The 18854-nt window shown below is 67.2% G+C and carries 17 protein-coding genes and 1 pseudogene; 11 read left to right on the forward strand and 7 right to left on the reverse strand.

Going from position 1 to position 18854, the window contains the following annotated elements; all coding sequences use genetic code 11:
• Positions 1-13: 13 nt before the first annotated feature.
• Positions 14-1231 carry a hypothetical protein gene (locus tag ACQP1T_RS14950; RefSeq protein WP_433760802.1) on the reverse strand — a complete coding sequence of 406 codons (1218 nt, stop codon included), beginning with the start codon at positions 1229-1231 and terminating at the stop codon, positions 14-16.
• Positions 1232-1424: 193 nt separating this feature from the next.
• Between ACQP1T_RS14950 and ACQP1T_RS14955 the strand changes: the two genes are divergently transcribed.
• Entirely contained in the window at positions 1425-2594 is a 1170-nt protein-coding gene (locus tag ACQP1T_RS14955) for a phosphotransferase family protein (RefSeq protein ID WP_433760804.1), read from the forward strand.
• Positions 2595-2623: 29 nt separating this feature from the next.
• Here ACQP1T_RS14955 and ACQP1T_RS14960 read toward each other — a convergent pair whose 3' ends face one another.
• Entirely contained in the window at positions 2624-3877 is a 1254-nt protein-coding gene (locus ACQP1T_RS14960; protein WP_433760805.1) for an RNA polymerase sigma factor, read from the reverse strand.
• A gap of 4 nt (positions 3878-3881) precedes the next feature.
• On the reverse strand, positions 3882-4229 hold the full coding sequence (locus ACQP1T_RS14965) for a YciI family protein (protein ID WP_433760806.1): 348 nt from the start codon (positions 4227-4229) through the stop codon (positions 3882-3884).
• A gap of 269 nt (positions 4230-4498) precedes the next feature.
• Between ACQP1T_RS14965 and ACQP1T_RS14970 the strand changes: the two genes are divergently transcribed.
• The 6 genes from ACQP1T_RS14970 (at position 4499) to ACQP1T_RS14995 (ending at position 12055) form a co-directional block, all read left to right on the forward strand.
• Positions 4499-5845: a replication-associated recombination protein A gene (locus ACQP1T_RS14970; RefSeq protein ID WP_433762206.1), complete on the forward strand. Its 1347-nt coding sequence runs from the start codon at positions 4499-4501 to the stop codon at positions 5843-5845.
• A 93-nt stretch (positions 5846-5938) separates the two neighbouring features.
• Complete coding sequence (gene alaS, locus ACQP1T_RS14975) at positions 5939-8605, forward strand: alanine--tRNA ligase (RefSeq protein WP_433760808.1); 2667 nt, start codon at positions 5939-5941, stop codon at positions 8603-8605.
• On the forward strand, positions 8605-9138 hold the full coding sequence (gene ruvX, locus ACQP1T_RS14980) for a Holliday junction resolvase RuvX (protein ID WP_433760810.1): 534 nt from the start codon (positions 8605-8607) through the stop codon (positions 9136-9138). The genes alaS and ruvX overlap by 1 nt, the downstream gene beginning before the upstream one ends.
• Positions 9135-10709 carry an endolytic transglycosylase MltG gene (mltG, locus tag ACQP1T_RS14985; protein WP_433760811.1) on the forward strand — a complete coding sequence of 525 codons (1575 nt, stop codon included), beginning with the start codon at positions 9135-9137 and terminating at the stop codon, positions 10707-10709. Before ruvX ends, mltG begins: the two co-directional genes overlap by 4 nt.
• Positions 10710-10713: 4 nt before the next feature.
• Positions 10714-11526 (forward strand): shikimate dehydrogenase, encoded by an 813-nt coding sequence (locus ACQP1T_RS14990; protein ID WP_433760813.1) that lies wholly within the window; start codon positions 10714-10716, stop codon positions 11524-11526.
• Between the two features lie 46 nt (positions 11527-11572).
• Positions 11573-12055, forward strand: a complete 483-nt coding sequence (locus ACQP1T_RS14995) for a B-4DMT family transporter (RefSeq protein ID WP_433760814.1) — start codon at positions 11573-11575, stop codon at positions 12053-12055.
• A 259-nt stretch (positions 12056-12314) separates the two neighbouring features.
• Here the strand turns inward: ACQP1T_RS14995 and aroB are convergent, their stop codons facing one another.
• The 4 genes and pseudogenes from aroB to ACQP1T_RS15015 form a co-directional block, all read right to left on the reverse strand.
• Positions 12315-13481 (reverse strand): 3-dehydroquinate synthase, encoded by a 1167-nt coding sequence (aroB, locus tag ACQP1T_RS15000; protein WP_433760815.1) that lies wholly within the window; start codon positions 13479-13481, stop codon positions 12315-12317.
• 412 nt (positions 13482-13893) lie between these two features.
• Positions 13894-14412, reverse strand: a pseudogene (locus ACQP1T_RS15005) (shikimate kinase); the annotation flags it as partial.
• A complete protein-coding gene (gene aroC / locus ACQP1T_RS15010; protein WP_433762207.1) occupies positions 14409-15602 on the reverse strand; it encodes a chorismate synthase in 1194 nt (397 codons plus the stop codon). The pseudogene ACQP1T_RS15005 and the gene aroC, both read right to left, overlap by 4 nt.
• Before the next feature lie 70 nt (positions 15603-15672).
• Positions 15673-16140, reverse strand: coding sequence for a prepilin peptidase (locus ACQP1T_RS15015; RefSeq protein WP_433760816.1), 468 nt, complete (start codon positions 16138-16140; stop codon positions 15673-15675).
• Between the two features lie 154 nt (positions 16141-16294).
• Between ACQP1T_RS15015 and ACQP1T_RS15020 the strand changes: the two genes are divergently transcribed.
• Genes ACQP1T_RS15020 through ACQP1T_RS15035 form a run of 4 tightly spaced genes read left to right on the forward strand, consistent with a single transcriptional unit; the run spans position 16295 to position 18840 of the window.
• Entirely contained in the window at positions 16295-17422 is a 1128-nt protein-coding gene (locus ACQP1T_RS15020; RefSeq protein ID WP_433760818.1) for a M24 family metallopeptidase, read from the forward strand.
• Positions 17423-17469: 47 nt separating this feature from the next.
• Complete coding sequence (gene efp / locus ACQP1T_RS15025; RefSeq protein WP_433760820.1) at positions 17470-18033, forward strand: elongation factor P; 564 nt, start codon at positions 17470-17472, stop codon at positions 18031-18033.
• A 34-nt stretch (positions 18034-18067) separates the two neighbouring features.
• Positions 18068-18577 (forward strand): transcription antitermination factor NusB, encoded by a 510-nt coding sequence (gene nusB, locus ACQP1T_RS15030; protein ID WP_433760822.1) that lies wholly within the window; start codon positions 18068-18070, stop codon positions 18575-18577.
• Complete coding sequence (locus ACQP1T_RS15035; protein ID WP_433760823.1) at positions 18574-18840, forward strand: YciI family protein; 267 nt, start codon at positions 18574-18576, stop codon at positions 18838-18840. Before nusB ends, ACQP1T_RS15035 begins: the two co-directional genes overlap by 4 nt.
• Positions 18841-18854 lie beyond the last annotated feature (14 nt).

The following is an 18854-nucleotide window of genomic DNA, read 5'->3' on the forward strand; positions in this document are numbered from 1 at the left end:
GGTGCGCCGGATGCTAGGTCACGGACACGGTGCCGCCGGTGAGTGCCCGGTAGGCGTAGGTCACCGCGATCGTGCACACCGGTCCGGCGACCAGCAGCCCGAAGCCACACAGCAGGGTGGCGACAAAGGTGATGACCAGCACCGCGAGGGCGAGCAGCAGCGCCTGCCCGATATTGGCGATGACCAGCGTCGCGCTGGACTTGATCGCGTCGAGTGGGCCCTGCTCCTGATCGACGACGAAGTGCAGCGCGAACATGCACAGGAATCCGGCGATCAGACCGGGTACGAAACACAGTGCCGCGCCGATCCAGGTGAGCGCGAAGGCGAGCAGGGCTGTCAAGAGGACATTTCCCGCATTCACGAAATGGAAATAGGACGCGAAAGTCGGTTTGTTGCCGTCGGTTTCATAGAGCGCGCCGCGGATCATGGCCGCCTGCAGCAGCCAGATCGCGACCATCACCGCGAGGAAGATCAGCAACAGACTGAACAGCGAATTCGGTTGCACGGTCTGGACGATGAGCACGAAGGCCAGATAGACGATCACGCCGACCGCGGTAATGGCCAACCAGGGGCCGAAATTCGCGCGGAACTTCTCCCAGCCGTAGCTCAGGGCATTGCCGACATCGAGGGTGGTCGGAGCGCCAGGGGCGGATTGATAGCCGTAGGTCGGTGCGCCGGGCTCGGGGCCCGGGGGCACGGTACCGGGAGGAGGCATGGTGCCGGGTTGTGTTGCGCCAGGCGGCATTGCGCCGGGAGGTACGGCACCGGGCGGCATGGTGCCGGGCTTCGCCAGGCCGGGTGCTGCCGCGCCAGCCGGTTCGACGCCGGGTTGCATCGCGCCCGACGGGACCGCACCGGCAGGCGTTGCGTCCGCCCCGGGCGGTATCGCGCCAGGTGGCATCGTTGCGGGATGCGCCGAGCCGGGACCGGTTCCCGGTGGACCGTAGCTCGGCTGTCCCGGTTGTCCGGGCGCGCCGACCGGTGGTGGCGGCTCCAGCGGTTCACTGCCGTACTGCGCCGCGCCGGGACCCTCGAACTGTGGGTAGCCTGCGGGCCCCGCCATCTCGTGCCTGCCGTGTTCGGTGCTCGCTTCCGTCGGTTGCGGATCGGCACTTTCGTGTTGACCAGGACGGGCGGAGAACTGTTCGCCACTTCCTTCGTCGCGCGCGCCGCCGCCCGGTTCGGGCGAGCCAGTCGGTTGGTTCGGCTTGGGCGACGGTGAGTCGGACATTGTCTGCAGACCTTTCGACGCAACTGGTTTGCGGTGTGGCGCACGGCAGTTGACGATGAGAAAACCGGACAGCCGCAATGGTGTCAAGCAAGCAGCGCCCGTTCCGCAACCTTGACGCAGACACGCCGAACGACGCGGAAAGGTTGTGTAACCGCTCGCTAGAAGTGACCCGGTGCGAGTAGCTTGATTAGCGATGACCGCACTATTGGCCGAACGCGCCGCCGAAGTCGTGTCCGCAGCACAGCAGTTGCTCACAAAGCGAATGGGTGCTCCGGTAAAGCTGAGCGATCCGATGGAACTCAGCGGTAGTGGTAGGACGACGGTCCTACGCGTGCGTGTTTCAGAGAACGCCTACTCCCTGCCCCGGACGCTCATCGTCAAGCAGGTTCGCGGATCCGCGGCGGACCGCACGACGGGTGGTCTCGCGCCCGGCGTCGCCAGCATCGACTCCGCATTTCTCCGCGAGGCGGTGTCGTATCAATTCACCACCGCGCTCAGCCGCGATCAGCGGCCGGGCGCATATCTGATCGCGCACAGTCTCCCGGACCGGCTGCTCGTACTGAGTGATCTCGGTGAGAACTCCCGGATGACGCAGGTGCTGCAATCCGGTGCGGAACCGGCCACGCGCCACGCGCTGATGGCCTTCGCGCAGGCGCTGGGTCGGATGCATGCGGCCACCGTCGGGCGGGAAGCGGATTTCGTCGCTTTGCTGCGCCGGGTGGATGTGGTGCACCGGGTCGACGGCATCGCGCAACAGGCCGAGGCCGCCATCTCCGAGGTGCCCGGCATGCTGCAGCGCGAACTCGGCATCGAGGTGCCCGGCGAGATCGCCGAGCGGATCGTGCGAGGCAATCGCCTGTTCTCCGCGGGGCGCTTACGCGCATTCAGCCCCTCGGACCTGTGCCCGGACAATGTGATCCTCAACGAAGAGGGCGCGCGCTTCCTCGACTACGAATGGGGTGGCTACCGTGACGCCACCCTCGACATCGCCTACGCGTTGGTGTCCTTCCCCGGCTGCCTCTGCGACTTCGAATTGTCCCGCGAGCGCGCCAAGCAAATGGTCGAGGCGTGGCGCGCCGAGGTCGTCGGTGTCTGGCCGGCGCTGGCCGACGACGCCGTACTCGCCGAACGCATCCTGGAAGCCCGTCTCATCTGGGTCTGGCTCACCACCTACTGGTTCCTGCCCGCCGACCACACCCGCATCGCCGCCGCCCGCGAACACGGCCTGTCCGTCCCGCGCTCGGAAGCCCTGATCAACCGCTGGGCTGCCCTGGCGGAAGATGCGCGCTGCACCGGGGACGACGCGGTCGGTGATTTCGCCGAGGATGTGTCGGCGATGCTCGAAGAGCGCTGGTCCGAATAGGTTTCGGATTGATTCGCAACCCGGCTGTGTCAGGCCGTGAGGTCGGATAGGCGGGCTTCGAGGTGGGCTCGTTCGATGGTGTTTTCGGTCAGCAGTAGGGCGGATTCGTAGGCTCGGGCTGCTTCGGTGGTCCGGCCCAGTTGGGTGAGGAAGGCGGCTCGGGCGGCTTCGAGGTAGCCGTAGGTGGCCAGGGACGGTTCGGTGGCCAGGTCGTCGAGCAGGGCGAGGGCTCGGGTCGGGTTGCCGGAAAGGCCAACTGCCACCGCATGGTTGAGGCGCACCACCGGTGACGGCCAGATTCGGAGCAGCAGTACGTACAGGCCGGTGATCTCACGCCAGTCGGTTTCCGCCCAGGACGGCGCCTCGTCGTGCACGGCGGCGATGGCGGCTTGCAGGGTGTACCGATCCGTATGTGGCAGAGCGGTTTTCACCAGAGCGATACCCTCTGCGATGGCCTCGCGATCCCAGTGGGAGCGATCTTGGTGTTCGAGGGTGCACAGTCGCCCTTCGGCATCCACCCGGGCGGCGCGTCGTGCGTCGGTGAGCAGAATCAGGGCCAGGAGGCCGGTGACGGAAGGGTCATCGGGGACGAGCGAATGCATCATTCGCGCGAGTTGCAGCGCCCGTTCGACCAGATCGGCACGCACCAGCGCGGCACCCGACGGCGCGGTGTGACCGGTGGTGAACAGCAGGTGGATGACGGCGCAGATGGCGTCGAGTCGGGCCGGGAGTTCGCGCACCGACGGTACCCGATACGGAATGCGCGCCACCGCGATCTTCTTCTTGGCGCGGGTGATTCTGGCCGCCATGGTCGATTCGCTGGTGAGGAAGGCGCGGGCGACCTCGGCAGTGGTGACACCGCAGACCAGCCGCAGGGTGAGCGCCACCTGGGCCTCGCGGGCCAGGGCCGGGTGGCAGCAGGTGCTGATCAAGCGCAACCGGTCATCGGGGATGGCCGATGCTGAATCCAGTTCCGCGAGTGCGAGATCGGCGGTGTCCTCGGCTCGGTCGGTGATCAGCATGGGCAGTGTGCGCCGCAAGGTCGAGTCGCGGCGCAGCAGGTCGAGGCCGCGGTGGCGGGCGACGGTGGTCAGCCAGGCGCCCGGTTTGGCGGGAACACCGTGCGCGGCCCACTCGGTGAGCGCTCGCGCATAGGCGTCCTGGACGCACTCCTCGGCGAGGTCGAAGTCGCGGACCAGCCGCACCGTCGCGGCGAGCACGAAGGCCCATTCGCGACGGTGAGCCTGGTCGACGGCCGCGGCCGCATCGGTATGGATCGGCACAGAACTAGTCGAAGGTCAGGATCGGGCGCACCTCGACGCCGCCGAATCGGGCGGGCACCTGCTTGGCAAGTGCGATCGCGGCGTCCAGATCCGCGGCCTCGATCAGGTAGTAGCCGCCGAGTGCCTCCTTGGCCTCGGCGAACGGAGCGTCTGTCACGGTGAAATCGCCATTGTCGTTCTGCCGGATGGAGGTGGCGGTGGCGGTCGGCTGCAGTGCGTTACCGCCTTGTACCGCATTGCCCGCGATCTCCTGGAAGGTCGTGTGCGCCTGGTAGACCTCGCCCATGACCTGCTCCGATGCGCCCGCGTAGGCGCTCTCGTCCTCGTAAATCAGCACCAGGTACTGGCTCATGATCTCGCTCCTTCGGGTTTGCGTCGGCCCGCCGATGGGGCCGTCGTATTCGTTCCGACGAGCGAGCTCGACGGAAATCGACAACCTGTCGCGAGAAAAATTCTGCTCCTCGAATCGTGTGGAGTCCGGCAAGTCGCGCCGATACAGAGTCGATCAATCAGGCTCCCGACGAGCTTGTGCCGCACCGGCGCGGAGCAGCTGATCCACGCTCGGCAGGCAAATCGGCACACGCGCCGGAGTTGTCGGTGGCTCTCGGTAACGTGCTCGGTGTGAGCGAAGGCTTATTCGACGTGCCCGGCGACGAGGTGCCGACCGGACACTCCATCGACAGTGTGGTGCGCCGGGATGCCGGTGCGCCGCTGGCGGTGCGGATGCGGCCCGCGACATTGGACGAGGTGGTCGGCCAACAGCATCTGCTCGGACCCGGCTCGCCGCTGCGGCGGCTGATCGAGGGATCCGGCGCGGCGTCGGTGCTGTTGTACGGACCGCCGGGCACCGGTAAGACGACGCTGGCCTCGCTGATTTCACAGGCCACCGGCCGTCGCTTCGAGGCGCTGTCGGCCTTGTCGGCCGGGGTGAAGGAGGTACGCGCGGTCATCGATGTGGCCCGCCGCCGTCTGACGGCGGGCGAGCAGACCGTGCTGTTCATCGACGAGGTGCATCGCTTCTCCAAGACCCAGCAGGACGCGTTGCTGGCCGCTGTGGAGAACCGGATCGTGCTGCTGGTCGGCGCGACGACCGAGAATCCGTCGTTCTCGGTGGTCTCACCACTGCTATCGCGCTCGCTGGTACTGCAATTGCAGTCGCTCACCGCGGCGGATATCCGGCTGGTGCTCGACCGTGCCCTGGCAGATCCGCGCGGCTACGGCGGCGCGTACACGGTGACCGAGGCCGCGCTCGAGCACATCGTCCGGATCGCGAGCGGGGACGCGCGCCGGGCGCTCACCGCGCTGGAGGCATCGGCGGAATCCTCGTTGGACGGCACCGTCGATGTGGATCTGGTCGAGGCCAGCGTGGACAAGGCGGCCGTCCGCTACGACCGAGCCGGTGACCAGCACTACGACGTGGTGAGCGCCTTCATCAAATCCATTCGCGGCTCGGACGTCGATGCGGCACTGCACTATCTGGCCCGCATGCTCAGTGCGGGCGAGGATCCCCGCTTCATCGCCCGCCGCCTGGTGATTTCGGCGAGCGAGGACATCGGGATGGCCGATCCGATGGCGCTGCAGACCGCGGTCGCGGCCGCGCACGTCGTGCAGCTGATCGGCATGCCCGAGGCCCAACTCACCCTGACCCACGCGACAATTCACCTGGCCACGGCCCCCAAATCCGGCGCCGTGCCCGCCGCGCTCGGCGCTGCCCTCGCCGATATTTCGGCGGGCAAGGCAGGCCTGGTACCCGCACATCTGCGCGACGGCCACTATGCGGGAGCCGCCGCCCTCGGCAACGCCCAGGGCTACAAATACCCGCATGACGATCCGGATGGCGTACTGGCCCAACAGTATCCGCCCGACGAGATCGTCGGCCGTGACTACTACACCCCGACCGACCACGGCGTCGAACGCGACATCCAACGGCGCGTCGAGAAGCTGCGCAGAATCGTGCGCGGACGATAAACGCTCCCTTCGGCTCGGACCAGTTCCGTGTCCGCCCCTGGAGCACCCGGGCGCTGAAAAAGGGGATGCGGGACACCGGTAGGCTGGATATCTGTGCAGACCCACGAGATCCGACGGCGATTCCTGGACCATTTTGTCCGTGCCGGACACACCGAGGTGCCCAGTGCCTCGCTGATCCTGGCCGACCCGACCCTGTTGTTCGTCAACGCGGGCATGGTTCAGTTCAAGCCGTATTTCTTGGGCCAGGAGGCGCCGCCGTTCCCGCGCGCGACCAGTGTGCAGAAATGCGTCCGCACCGGTGATATCGAAGAGGTCGGTGTCACCACCCGGCACAACACCTTCTTCCAGATGGCGGGCAACTTCTCCTTCGGTGACTACTTCAAGGAGGGCGCCATCACCCTCGCCTGGGAGTTGATCACCAAGTCGCAGGAGGACGGCGGCTACGGCTTCGATCCCGAGCGGATCTGGGTGACCGCCTACGAATCCGATCCCGAGGCCGCCGAAATCTGGCACCGGGTCGCGGGCATCCCGAAGGAACGGATCCAGTTCCGCGACGGCAAGGACAACTACTGGGATATGGGCGTGCCCGGTCCGGGCGGCCCGTGTTCGGAGATCTACTACGACCGCGGCCCGGAATACGGTGAGGACGGCGGCCCGGTCGCCGACGAGGACCGGTACCTGGAGATCTGGAATCTGGTCTTCATGCAGGACATCCGGGGTGAGCAGAGCCCCAAGCTCGGCTACCCGCCGGTCGGATCGCTGCCCAAGAAGAATATTGATACCGGTATGGGTGTCGAGCGCATCGCGTTGCTGCTGCAGGGCGTCGACAACGTCTACGAGACCGACCTGCTGCGCCCGATCATCGATAAGGCCGAGGAGTTGACCGGCCGGTCCTACGGTGTCGAACACGAGGACGACCGCCGCTTCCGCGTCATCGCCGACCATGCCCGCACGTCGGCCATGCTGATCGCCGACGGCGTCAACCCGGGCAATGAGGGCCGCGGCTACGTGCTGCGGCGTCTGCTGCGCAGGATCGTGCGCTCGGCCCGGCTGCTCGGTGCGGACAAGCCGGTGATCGGCGAATTCATGAAGGTCGTCAGCGAGCTGATGTCGCCGTCGTATCCGGAACTGGCCACCGACTTCGCGCGGATCGAGAATGTCGCGGTGGGTGAGGAGACGGCGTTCCTCAAGACCCTGAACACCGGCTCCCGGCTGTTCGCCGACGCCGTCGACGAGGTTGCGGCCAAGGGCGGCAAGACGATTCCGGGTTCGGACGCCTTCAAACTGCACGACACCTACGGCTTCCCGATCGAGCTGACCCTGGAGATGGCGGCCGAGGCCGGACTGTCGGTCGACGAAGAGGGTTTCCGCTCGCTCATGGCCGAGCAGCGCAAGATGGCCAAGGAGGATGCGCAGGCGCGCAAGCACGGACATGCCGACCTGTCCATCTACAAGGAGCTGGTCGACCGCGGCGCAACGGAATTCACCGGCTTCGACGAGCTGACCTCCGAGGCGCATGTGCTCGCGCTGATCGCCGACGGCGTCCGGGTGCCGACCGCGACCATCGGCCAGGACGTCGAGGTCATCCTGGACCGCAGCCCGCTGTACGCGGAGTCCGGCGGTCAGATCGCCGATCGCGGCAGCATTACCGCGCAGGGCCTCAAGCTGCGCGTCAACGATGTGCAGAAGATCGCCAAGAAGCTGTGGGTGCACAAGGCCACGGTCGAACAGGGGCAGATCACCGAGGGCGATGTGGTACTCGCCCAGGCCGATCCGGCCTGGCGCCAGGGTGCCACCCAGGGACACTCCGGCACGCATATGGTGCATGCCGCGCTGCGGCAGGTGCTCGGTCCGAACGCCGTGCAGGCCGGTTCGCTGAACAAGCCCGGCTACCTGCGCTTCGACTTCAACTGGCAGGGCCAGCTCTCCGAACAGCAGAAGGCCGATATCGAGGCCGTCTCCAACGACGCGGTCGGCGCGGACTTCCCGGTGAACACCTTCGTCACTGATCTGCCCAAGGCCAGGCAGATGGGCGCGCTCGCGCTGTTCGGCGAGAACTACGGCGAAGAGGTGCGCGTGGTGGAGATCGGCGGCCCGTTCTCGATGGAGCTGTGCGGTGGTACGCACGTACAGCATTCCTCGCAGATCGGCCCGATCACCGTGCTCGGTGAATCGGCGATCGGATCCGGTAAGCGGCGCGTCGAGGCCTTCGTCGGCCTGGACTCCTACAAGTATCTTGCGAAGGAACGTGCGCTACTGGCCGGTGTCGCGTCCTCGCTGAAGGTGCCTTCGGAGGAGGTGCCCGCGCGCGTCGAGCAGCTCGTTGAGCGGCTGAAGGTGGCCGAGAAGGAGCTCGAGCGCACCAAGATCGCCGCGGTACTCGCTTCGGCGGCGAAGGTCGTCGACGAGGCCCAGCGATTCGGCAGCGTACTGCTGGTGGCCGCCGCCGCACCCGAAGGTGTCGCGGCCGGTGACCTGCGCACCCTCGCCACCGATATCCGTGGCCGGTTCGGCACCGAACCGGCGGTCGTCGTGCTGCTCGGCAATGCCGAGGGCAAGGTGCCGTTCGTCGTGACGGTCAATAAGAGCGCACAGGATCTCGGCTTCAAGGCCGGAGATCTGGTCGCCAGCTTCGGCCCGAGCATTTCCGGCCGCGGTGGCGGCAAGCCGGAGATGGCACAGGGCGCGGGTTCGGACCCATCAGGTATCGAAGTAGGTCTGGCCGCGGTCCGTGCCCGGGTGGCCGAACTGGCCGGGTGATGGGCGACTCGGAGAGTCATCGTCCCTCGCCCGACAGCGATCCCGGCCGCGGCAGGCGGATCGGCATCGATGTCGGCAGTGTCCGAATCGGGGTCGCCTCCAGCGACCCGGACGGCATGCTCGCCACGCCCGTGGAAACGGTGGCGCGCGCGAAGCCGAATAAGCGTGTGCCGGGACCGGCAAGCGATATTTCCAGAATTGCCGAAATTGTGCGGGAATGCGAGGCCGTCGAGGTCATCGTCGGTCTGCCACGGACATTGCGCGGGGAAAAAGGCACCGCAGCCGACGCGGCGATGGCATTCGCGGAGTGTTTGCGCGCAGTCATAGCACCCGTGCCTATCCGACTTTCCGACGAACGTTTGACTACGGTGTCAGCTGCACGTGCATTGCGGGACAGTGGAGTTCGCGCGCGTGGCCAGCGGCAGGTGATCGATCAGGCGGCCGCCGTAGCGATCCTGCAGGGATGGTTGGACGAACGGAGTGCGGTGTTGAAGTCGGCCGAAGCGGCGTCTGAGTCCGGAGACGGTGCATGACGGATCGATGGGCGCGAGCCGAGGAACGTTTCCGTCAGCGCGAGGCTGAGCGGCGTTACCGGCGAAACGACCAGGCATGGGAGGACTACGACGACGACACGACGGTCATTCCGCGCTACACCGACGAAGATCACGACGAGGCACTCGCGGCCGAGCGTTCGCGGCGCCCGGCCCCGCAGCGGGCCGAGCGCGGGGAACCTCGGCGCGGGCGTCCGCAGCGGGCCGAGGGTGCACCGCCGCGACGCTCCCGCGGTGACGGGTTGGGTGGTGGACGCTCCGGTGCCGCGCCCGCGCGGTCCGGGCGCGGCAGGTCCGAGCGCGGCGGGAGTCGAACCGAGGAAGGTGCGGAGTCCCGCTCGGAGCGTCAGCGCAGTGGGCCCTCGCGCGGCCGACGGTCCCGGGTGGCCTCCCGCAAGGCCGCCGAGCGCAAGAAGCGCCGCCGGAATCTGTGGCTGATCGGCGCGCTGTTCGGCGTGCTTTTCGCCGGTGCCGCGGTATTCGCGGGGCTGAAAGTGGTCAAGATGTTCGGCGCGCCCGAGGATTTCGCGGGTCCGGTCGGGCCGCTGGTGGTGGTGCAGGTGCATCCCGGCGACACCTCCAACCAGATCGCGGAGGAAATGCAGAAGAAGGGCATCGTCGCGAGCAGCGAGGCGTTCTTCCAAGCGGCCGTGCGCAATTCGAATATGAATTCGGTACAGCCCGGCTACTACGCCATCCCGAGTCACAGCCCGTCCACACAGGCGGTGACGGCGCTGCTCGCCAAGAGTTCGCGGGTCGGCAATCTGGTCGTCTCCGAGGGACGGCAGCTGCACGACCAGCAGGATGTGAATACCGGCTCGCGCAAGGACGGCATCTACCGCAAGATCGCCGACGCCAGCTGCGTCGGCACCGGTACGAATCAGAAGTGCATCAGCTACGACCAGCTCGATGCCGCCGGGGCGGGGGCGGATCTGACCGCACTCGGCGTGCCGAACTGGGCCGAGCAGCGGGTGCGTGACGTGCCCGACCGCAGCAGGCAGCTGGAGGGTCTGATCGCCGCGGGCACCTGGGACTTCGATCCGAGTGGTACGCCGGAGCAGATCCTGAAACAGCTGGTGAGTGCGAGTGCGCGCAGCTACGAGTCGACCGGTCTGGTGCAGTCGGGCGCGGAGACGAAGCTGAATCCGTACCAGGCCCTGATCGCCGCCTCGCTGGTGGAACGCGAAGCACTGCCGCAGGATATGGGCAAGGTGGCGCGGGTGATCGTGAACCGGCTCGCGGCCAACCAACCGCTGCAGTTCGACTCGACGGTGAACTACGCGCTGGACCGCACCGAGGTCGCGACCACCGACGCCGACCGCGCCAAGCGCACGCCGTGGAACACCTACGCCATGCCGGGGTTGCCCGCGACCCCCATCTCCGCGCCGTCGTTGAATGCCTTGCGCGCGGTGGAGAATCCGGAGGCGGGGACGTGGTTGTACTTCGTGACCGTCGACAAACAGGGGACCACCTTGTTCACCGAGAGCTACAGCGAACATCTGCGCAATATCGAAAAGGCCAGGCAGAGCGGAATTCTCGATAGTGGAAGGTGAGGCGATGCCGACAACGCGCAAGGCGGCCGTGCTCGGCAAGCCGATCGCCCATTCGCGGTCGCCGGAGCTGCATCTGGCGGCCTACCGCGCGCTCGGGCTGGACTGGACCTACGAGCGGATCGAATGTTCGGCCGAGGAGTTGCCCGGGCTGGTCGATGGACTCGGGCCGGAGTGGGTCGGGCTTTCGGTGACCATGCCCGGTAAAGAAGCAGCGCTGGCATATGCGAGCGAACGCACGGAGCGTGCGGTGCTGGTGGGCTCGGCGAATACCTTGGTTCGGGTCGGCTCGCAGGGTTGGCGCGCCGACTGCACCGACGTAGATGGGGTGCTCGGGGCATTGCGCGCTGGTGGTGTCGGGGAGTTGGCCGAGGCCGTCGTACTGGGTGCGGGCGGGACCGCGCGTCCGGCGCTGCTCGCGTTATCCGAACTCGGCGCGAAGACGGTGACCGTGGTCGCCCGCGATACCGGAAGGGCGCGCAACGCGGTGGATCTCGCGGAGCGGCTCGGCATGACCACCGCCGTGATCGGCTTCGACAAAGACGCATTGCGCGCGGCATGCGCGGCTGCGGGTGCGGTGGTCAGCACGATCCCGGCCGAGGCGGCCGCGGTTGTCGCCGAGGCGGTGGCGGCGGCCCCGGTGGTGCTCGACGCGATCTACAATCCGTGGCCGACGCCGCTGGCCGTTGCGGTCGCGCGGGCGGAGCACACCGTGGTGGGTGGGCTGGAGATGCTGCTGCATCAGGCCTACGGGCAGGTCGAACAGTTCACCGGCCGCCCGGCTCCACACGCGGAAATGGCCGCGGCGATAAATCTGTAACCGGTTCTCATTTGGATCCGGCCGACTCGAGGCTATGGTGTTGACCATGAATGGTTGGGTGTTGCGGGCCATCGTGCTCGGTGCGCTGGTCGTTTTCCTGCGTGCCGCGCTGGGATTCGCGATGGTGTACTGGCCGACCCAGGGCAGTTGGCTGCGACCGCTGTGCCTGGTGGTGCTGCTTGCCGCGGTCGTGTTCTGGGGTGTGCTGGATGGCCGCAAGGACCGAGAGGTCCATCCGGATCCGGAGCACGGCTCCGACCTCACCATTCGGTGGCTGAAGGCCGCGGTCGCCGCGGGTCTGGGCAGTGGCGCGGTCTCGTGGCTGCTCGACTGGCTGCCCCGATTCGATCTCGGCGATAACGGCCTGCTCTTCGAGTTGACCGCGGGGGCGTCCTTCATCGTCCTGCTGGTCTTCATTCCTGGTCTTATCGGCATCGGCATCGGCCGCATCATCGCCGATCGCCAGATAAACAAGTCCGCTGACCGGCCTACACCGCAGGCGCCGGGCGCCGCCGCGACTCCCGCGTAGCCGCTCACGAATTCGACTGGAGGCGACTCTCATCGGCCGATACGGCCGGAGGGTCGCCTTCGTTTTACATGGGGGACGCAGTCCTGTTCGCGTCCCGGGTGGCAGGCGGGTTCGACGGTCCGTTCCCGGACATCTCGACGAGGGCAGTTGCTCGGTTCGCCCCTGCAGCGGACGCCGTCGGCAGTTCGTCCGCGGCCGCGCCCACGAAGAAAAGCGGCGCAACCGACCGGACTTGGATGCGTCGCTTCAATTCTCGCGACTACAGCAGAATTGCGCCGCTGCTGGCGCTGTCCTCGCGGGCGATGGCTGAGTAGGCGGCGGCCAGCAGGGTGGGGTCGGGACCTTCGAGGCGGCCCGGTTTGGCGAGGCCATCCAGGACCACGAAGCGCAGCACGCCCGAGCGGGTCTTCTTATCGGTCTGCATGGCGTCGAGGAGTTGCGGAAGCGCGTCGGCGTCGTAGCTGGTCGGTAGGCCGACGCTGGCCAGGACGGTGCGATGGCGATCGGCGGTGGCATCGTCGAGGCGACCGGCGAGGCGGCCGAGTTCGGCGGCGAAGACCAGACCGACCGAGACGGCCGCACCGTGCCGCCAGCGGTAGCGTTCGCGGCGCTCGATGGCGTGACCGAGGGTGTGGCCGTAGTTGAGGATCTCGCGCAGGCTGGCTTCCTTGAGATCGGCGGCGACGACATCGGCCTTCACCTGGATCGCGCGACGGATCAGTTCGGGCAGCACATCGCCGGTCGGGTCGAGCGCGGCCTCCGGATCACGCTCCACCAACTCCAGGATCACCGGGTCGGCGATGAAGCCGGCCTTGATGATCTCGGCCATACCCGCGACGATCTCGTTGCGCGGCACCGTTTCCAGGGTCGCCAGATCCACCAGCACCGCGGCCGGTTCGTGGAAGCTGCCGACGAGATTCTTGCCCGCCTCGGTGTTGATACCGGTCTTACCGCCGACGGCCGCGTCGACCATGGCCAGCAGCGTGGTCGGCACATGCACGATATGCACTCCGCGCATCCAGGTGGCGGCGACGAATCCGGCCAGATCGGTCGCGGCACCGCCGCCGAGCGATACCACGACATCATTGCGGGTCAGTCCGATGCGGCCGAGCACCTCCCAGCAGAAGCCCGCCACGGCCAGATCCTTACCCGCCTCGGCATCCGGGATTTCGACGCGGTGCGCGTCGATACCCTTGTCGGCCAATGCCTTGCGCACCACTTCGGCGGTCTCGGCCAGCGGCGGCTGATGGAAGATCGCGACGGTGCGCACGCCGGTGGTCGCGCCGACGACCGACTCGACGAGCTCGCCGAGCAGGCCGCGGCCGATGATCACCGGATACGGATGGGCGGTGCGGACCTCGATGCGACTCGGCTCAGTCGGGTGCTGCTCGGCCGGGCTGATTGGCCGCTCGCTTCGCTCACTCATGGGTACTCGGCTCCGATTCTGTGCGTGCTGTTTGTTTGAGCGCTCGCGCGCGGGCGCGCCGAGCCCGGGTGCGGCGGGACCGGCTTCCGGGTGTCGCCGGATCACCGGATCCTTCGGAACCGGCGCGACCATTGGCGATTTTGCCGGTGGGCTTCGGACGGTCGGCTGTTGCGGTATCGGTGGTGATCCGATTGGCCGCGGTAACCTTGCCGGTGGGTTTGATCCGCTCGGTCGTCGCGGATTCGGTGCCATCCGCCTGCGCGGCGGCGGCCCGGCGACGCGCGGCCGCACGGGCCCTGGCAGCGCGGCGGGCGCGGGATCTATTGCTGCCCTGCGGTTTCGGCGCTACGACAGCCGATGGGGGTGCGCTCGAATCGGGCTCCGATTCTTGCGGCAGTACTGATTCCATGCCCAACTTCGCCATGATCATCCGCACCACCCGGCCCGGGCTCCGCCCGTCGGTGCGCACCCGCACCGTCGCGACCTCGCGATACAGCGGCCTACGCTTGCGCATCAGCTCCCGATATTTCGCACCAGGATCCGCACCGTTGAGCAGTGGCCGCTGCGTACTCGCGCCGGTGCGCCGAAGTCCTTCGGCCACACTGATTTCCAGATACACCACGGTGCGATTGCGCAGCAGCGCCCTGGTGTCCTTCGACAGCACGGCTCCGCCACCGAGCGAGACCACACCGCGTTCGGCGAGGATGGCGCGGCGCACCACCTGCTCCTCGATCCGGCGGAATTCCGGTTCGCCGTCCTCGGTGAAGATCTCCGGGATGGTGCGTCCGGTCTCGCGCTCGATTCCGACGTCGGTGTCGTAGAGCTCGACCCCGAGTTCCCTGGCGAGCTTGCGGCCGATCGTCGACTTCCCCGCCCCCGGCGGTCCGACCAGCACCACGCGCGGTGCGCGCGGATCGGACTGCACGATCATTGCGGCACGTGTGGTCGGGTGCCGATGCGCTTGACGTAGCTGGTGATGTTGTCGACGGTCTCGACCAGCGAATCGCCGCCGAACTTCTCCAGCGCGGCCTGCGCGACAACCAGCGCCACCATGGTCTCGGCGACCACACCCGCGGCGGGCACGGCACAGACATCCGAGCGCTGGTGGATGGCGACGGCCTCCTCGCCGGTGGTCATATCGATCGTGGCCAGCGCGCGCGGCACCGTCGAGATCGGCTTCATCGCGGCGCGCACGCGCAGCGGCTCGCCATTGGTCATACCGCCTTCGAGACCACCGGCACGGTTGGTCGAGCGCAGCACGCCGTCCGGCCCCGGCTTCATTTCGTCGTGTGCCTGGCTGCCGCGCCGGCGCGCGGTTTCGAAACCATCGCCGACCTCGACGCCCTTGATGGCCTGAATCCCCATGAGCGCGCCCGCGAGCCGCGAATCCAGCCGGTCCGCGCCACTGATGAACGAACCCAATCCGACTGGTAGTCCGTCCACGACCACCTCGACCACGCCGCCGAGGGTGTCGCCGTCTTTCTTGGCGGCCTCGATTTCGGCGATCATCGCGGCCTCGGCGTCCTTGTCGAACGCGCGCACCGGACTCTCATCGATCGCGGCAAGGTCGGCGGCGGTCGGCACGATGCCGGTGGTGTTGGCGGCGGTGCCGATCGAGACGACATGCGAGACGACCTCGACGCCGAAGGCCTGGCGCAGGAAGTTCCTGGCGACCGTGCCCGCCGCGACCCGCGCGGCGGTCTCGCGGGCGCTGGCCCGCTCCAACACATTGCGGGCGTCGTCGAAGTTGTACTTGAGCATGCCCGAGTAGTCGGCATGGCCGGGCCGCGGCCGGGTCAGCGGTGCATTGCGGGCCATATCGGCGAGTTCGCTCTCATCCACCGGATCCGCGGACATGACGGTGGTCCACTTCGGCCATTCGGAGTTCGCGACCTCGATGGCCACCGGACCGCCCATGGTGCGCCCGTGCCGCACCCCGCCGATGACGGTGACCTTATCGGCCTCGAACTTCATCCGGGCGCCGCGCCCGTACCCGAGCCGACGGCGCGCCAACTGTGCGGAGATCTCGTCCGATGTCACCTCGACACCGGCCACCATCCCCTCGAGGATGGTGACAAGAGCGGGACCATGGGATTCTCCGGCAGTTATCCAGCGCAACACGTCGTCCATCTTCCCATGTCGGCGCGGGTGCTCCGGCACGCGGCCCGCCGTGATCACCGGCAAGGTCGCGTCACGGCATCGGCTGGCCATACGCCGCCGCCAAGCTCAGCATCGTGGCCAGGCACATGGCGGGCCCGTGGGGTAGCGCATGCGGTCCGGCCCGATCGGCACCGGATCGAATCCGCCAGTGGGCCAATACGACGAGCCCGAATGCCGCGGTCAGAATCGGTGCGACGAGCGCCGCCCGCACCCACACCTGCGCACCGCCGAGTGCGGCCACCGCGCCGAGTCCGACGGCCAGTTTCACATCGCCCGCCCCGAGTGTGGCCGGTGCGATCAAGTGCACCAATAAATATGGCATCGCCAATAGGACCGAACCGACCACCGCGACTGTGAATTGTGTTGTGAACAGTGCATATCCGAAGATCATCAGCGCACCGGAGGCGGTGAGCGCGTTGGGTAGTCGACGCTGTCCGATATCGAAGACGGTGAGCACCGAGCACCAGAGCGCCAGCAGGGCAAAAGCGATGGGGGACATGGCTTTCAGCCTCGTCCGCCCAGTTCGCGGATGCAGCCCCCGATTCCGGATTGGGGATAACCGACGCAGATGTGAACATCGATCGCCTCGCTCGAATACCGCTAGACCGGTGTTTTATGCGGGATCTACGGCGTGTCGGCGGTAGTTTTGAGACATGTCTGCTGATCACGTGGGCCCTGGGCCCGACTACGCGGGGCGCCGTGGCGCACTGCGCAGTCTGCTGGTGGAGAACGAGGTCGACGCGCTGTTGGTCACCGATCTGGTGAACATCAGATACCTGACCGGCTTCACCGGGTCCAATGCCGCACTGCTGGTGACCTCCTGGGATATGCGTAATTCCGAGGAGCGCACTGTGATCGGCACCGACGGGCGTTATCTGAGCCAGGTCGCCGAGCAGGTGCCCGACCTGCGCGCCGAAATCGCCAGGGCCACCGCCCGGCGAATCGTGGAGCTCGCGGGGGAGTGGCAGCTCGGCCGGGTCGGCTACGAGAGCCATATCGTCACCGTCGACCAGCATCGCGGATTCATCGAACAGAAGACCGGTTTGGAATTCGTCGCCACGCCAGGGCTGGTCGAACAATTGCGCATGGTCAAGGACGCTTACGAGATCGAACAGTTGCGTGCCGCCTGCGCCGCGGGCGACGCCGGGCTGGCGACCCTGCTGGAACGCGGCAGCCTGCGACCCGGCCGTACCGAACGTCAGGTCGCCAGGGATCTGGAATGGGCGATGTTCGAACACGGCGCCGACGCGGTCGCCTTCGAGACCATCGTGGCGACGGGGGCGAACTCCGCCATCCCGCATCACCGGCCCACCGGAGCGGTCCTGGCCACCGGCGATTTCGTCAAGATCGACTTCGGTGCGGTGGTCGGCGGCTATCACTCCGATATGACCCGCACCTTCGTGCTCGGCACCGCATCCGACTGGCACCGCGAGGTCTATGCGCTGGTCGAGGCGGCGCAGCGGGCCGGGTGCGCGGCGCTGGAGCCCGGCGCGCAGGTCACCGATGTGGATGCGGCGGCGCGCGCGGTGATCGAGGAGGCCGGGCACGGCAAGTTGTTCGTGCATGGTCTCGGACACGGTGTCGGGCTGCAGATCCACGAAGCGCCGGGAATCGCCAAAACCGGAACCGGTACACTTCTGTCTGGCGTGGCGGTGACCGTCGAACCAGGTGTGTACTTCCCCGGCCGCGGCGGCGTCCGGATCGAGGACACGCTCGTGGTGCGCGAGGGGGGCCCGGATCTGCTCACCAACACCAGCAAAGACCTGACCGTCGTCGAATGACGCCGGTCACCGAGACCGCATATCCAGAACTAGGAGATCCGAGAACAGTGGCGGACACCAGCGACTTCAAGAACGGCCTCGTGCTGAAGATCGACGGTCAGCTCCAGCAGATCGTGGAATTCCAGCACGTCAAGCCGGGTAAAGGCCCTGCCTTCGTGCGGACCAAGCTGAAGAACGTGCTGTCCGGCAAGGTCGTCGACAAGACCTTCAACGCGGGCGTGAAGGTGGAGACCGCCACCGTCGACCGTCGCGATATGACCTACCTGTACCACGATGGCTCGGATTACGTCTTCATGGACGGCGAGACCTTCGACCAGATCTCCATCTCCGAGGACACCATCGGCCCCGGCGCGCGGTTCCTGCTGGAGAACATGATCGTGCAGGTCGCCACGCACGAGGGCGCTCCCCTCTACGTCGAACTGCCGGTGACCGTCGAGCTCGAGGTGCAGCACACCGATATCGGTCTGCAGGGCGACCGCTCCACCGGTGGCACCAAGCCCGCCACCCTGGAGACCGGCGCCGAGGTGCAGGTCCCGCTGTTCATCAACACCGGTGACAAGCTGCGCATCGATTCGCGTGACGGCAGCTACCTCGGCCGCGTGAACGCCTGATCGCCCGCTCAGGCGAACAGGGATAATGACTGCTGTGGCGGAACAGCCCGGAGACAAGAAGTCCACATTCAAGAAGCTCGGCGCGCGACACAAGGCCCGCCGACGGGCGGTCGATCTGCTCTTCGAGGCCGAGGCCCGCGATGTGGACGCGGCCGACCTGCTCACCGAGCGGGCCGAGCTGGCCACCCAGGATCAGGCGGTCGCCCCGCTGCACGCCTACACCCGAACGCTGGTCGAGGGCGTCGCCGACGATCTGGATCGAGTGGACGGCACCATCGAGTCCTACCTCAAGGATTGGGAGCTGTCCCGGCTGCCCGCGGTCGACCGGGCCATCCTGCGGATCGCGGTGTGGGAGTTGTTCCACGCCAACGATGTTCCGCCGGTCGTCGCCGTCGACGAGGCGGTGGAGTTGGCCAAGGAGCTGTCCACCGACGATTCGCCCGGATTCGTCAACGGTGTGCTCGGTCAGGTCGTGCTGGTTGCCCCGCAGGTGCGCGCGGCCGCCGCGGCGACCAGGGCACCGCGTCCGGAGTCGCAGGCGTGATCAACAAATACCTGGTCATGGCTATGCGCAAGCCGTCGTTCGACCCCGCCGTCATCGAACCGCACCGACAGTTCCTGAACGAGCTGTTGCAGCGCGGGCGATTGGTGGAGAGCGGTCGGTTCACCGACGGCACCGGCGGTGCGTACGTGATTCGCGCCGAAAGTCTCGAAGCCGCAAGGGAAATCGCGTTCACCGACCCGGTGCATACGACTGGCTCCTCGGAGCTCACCGTGTACGAGTGGGAGATCGCGGTCTCCGCCTGATCGACAAGCCGAAC

It is taken from the genome of Nocardia sp. CA-135398 (assembly GCF_050955845.1).
Classification (GTDB): Bacteria; Actinomycetota; Actinomycetes; order Mycobacteriales; family Mycobacteriaceae; genus Nocardia.

Bases quoted from the DNA above. Each gene is read 5' to 3' on its own strand.
- ACQP1T_RS14950 (WP_433760802.1), bottom strand. From the start codon at position 1,231: ATGTCCGACTCACCGTCGCCCAAGCCGAACCAACCGACTGGCTCGCCC.
- ACQP1T_RS14955 (WP_433760804.1), top strand. From the start codon at position 1,425: ATGACCGCACTATTGGCCGAACGCGCCGCCGAAGTCGTGTCCGCAGCA.
- ACQP1T_RS14965 (WP_433760806.1), bottom strand. From the start codon at position 4,229: ATGAGCCAGTACCTGGTGCTGATTTACGAGGACGAGAGCGCCTACGCG.
- ruvX (WP_433760810.1), top strand. From the start codon at position 8,605: ATGGGCGACTCGGAGAGTCATCGTCCCTCGCCCGACAGCGATCCCGGC.
- mltG (WP_433760811.1), top strand. From the start codon at position 9,135: ATGACGGATCGATGGGCGCGAGCCGAGGAACGTTTCCGTCAGCGCGAG.
- ACQP1T_RS14990 (WP_433760813.1), top strand. From the start codon at position 10,714: ATGCCGACAACGCGCAAGGCGGCCGTGCTCGGCAAGCCGATCGCCCAT.
- ACQP1T_RS14995 (WP_433760814.1), top strand. From the start codon at position 11,573: ATGAATGGTTGGGTGTTGCGGGCCATCGTGCTCGGTGCGCTGGTCGTT.
- aroB (WP_433760815.1), bottom strand. From the start codon at position 13,481: ATGAGTGAGCGAAGCGAGCGGCCAATCAGCCCGGCCGAGCAGCACCCG.
- ACQP1T_RS15015 (WP_433760816.1), bottom strand. From the start codon at position 16,140: ATGTCCCCCATCGCTTTTGCCCTGCTGGCGCTCTGGTGCTCGGTGCTC.
- ACQP1T_RS15020 (WP_433760818.1), top strand. From the start codon at position 16,295: ATGTCTGCTGATCACGTGGGCCCTGGGCCCGACTACGCGGGGCGCCGT.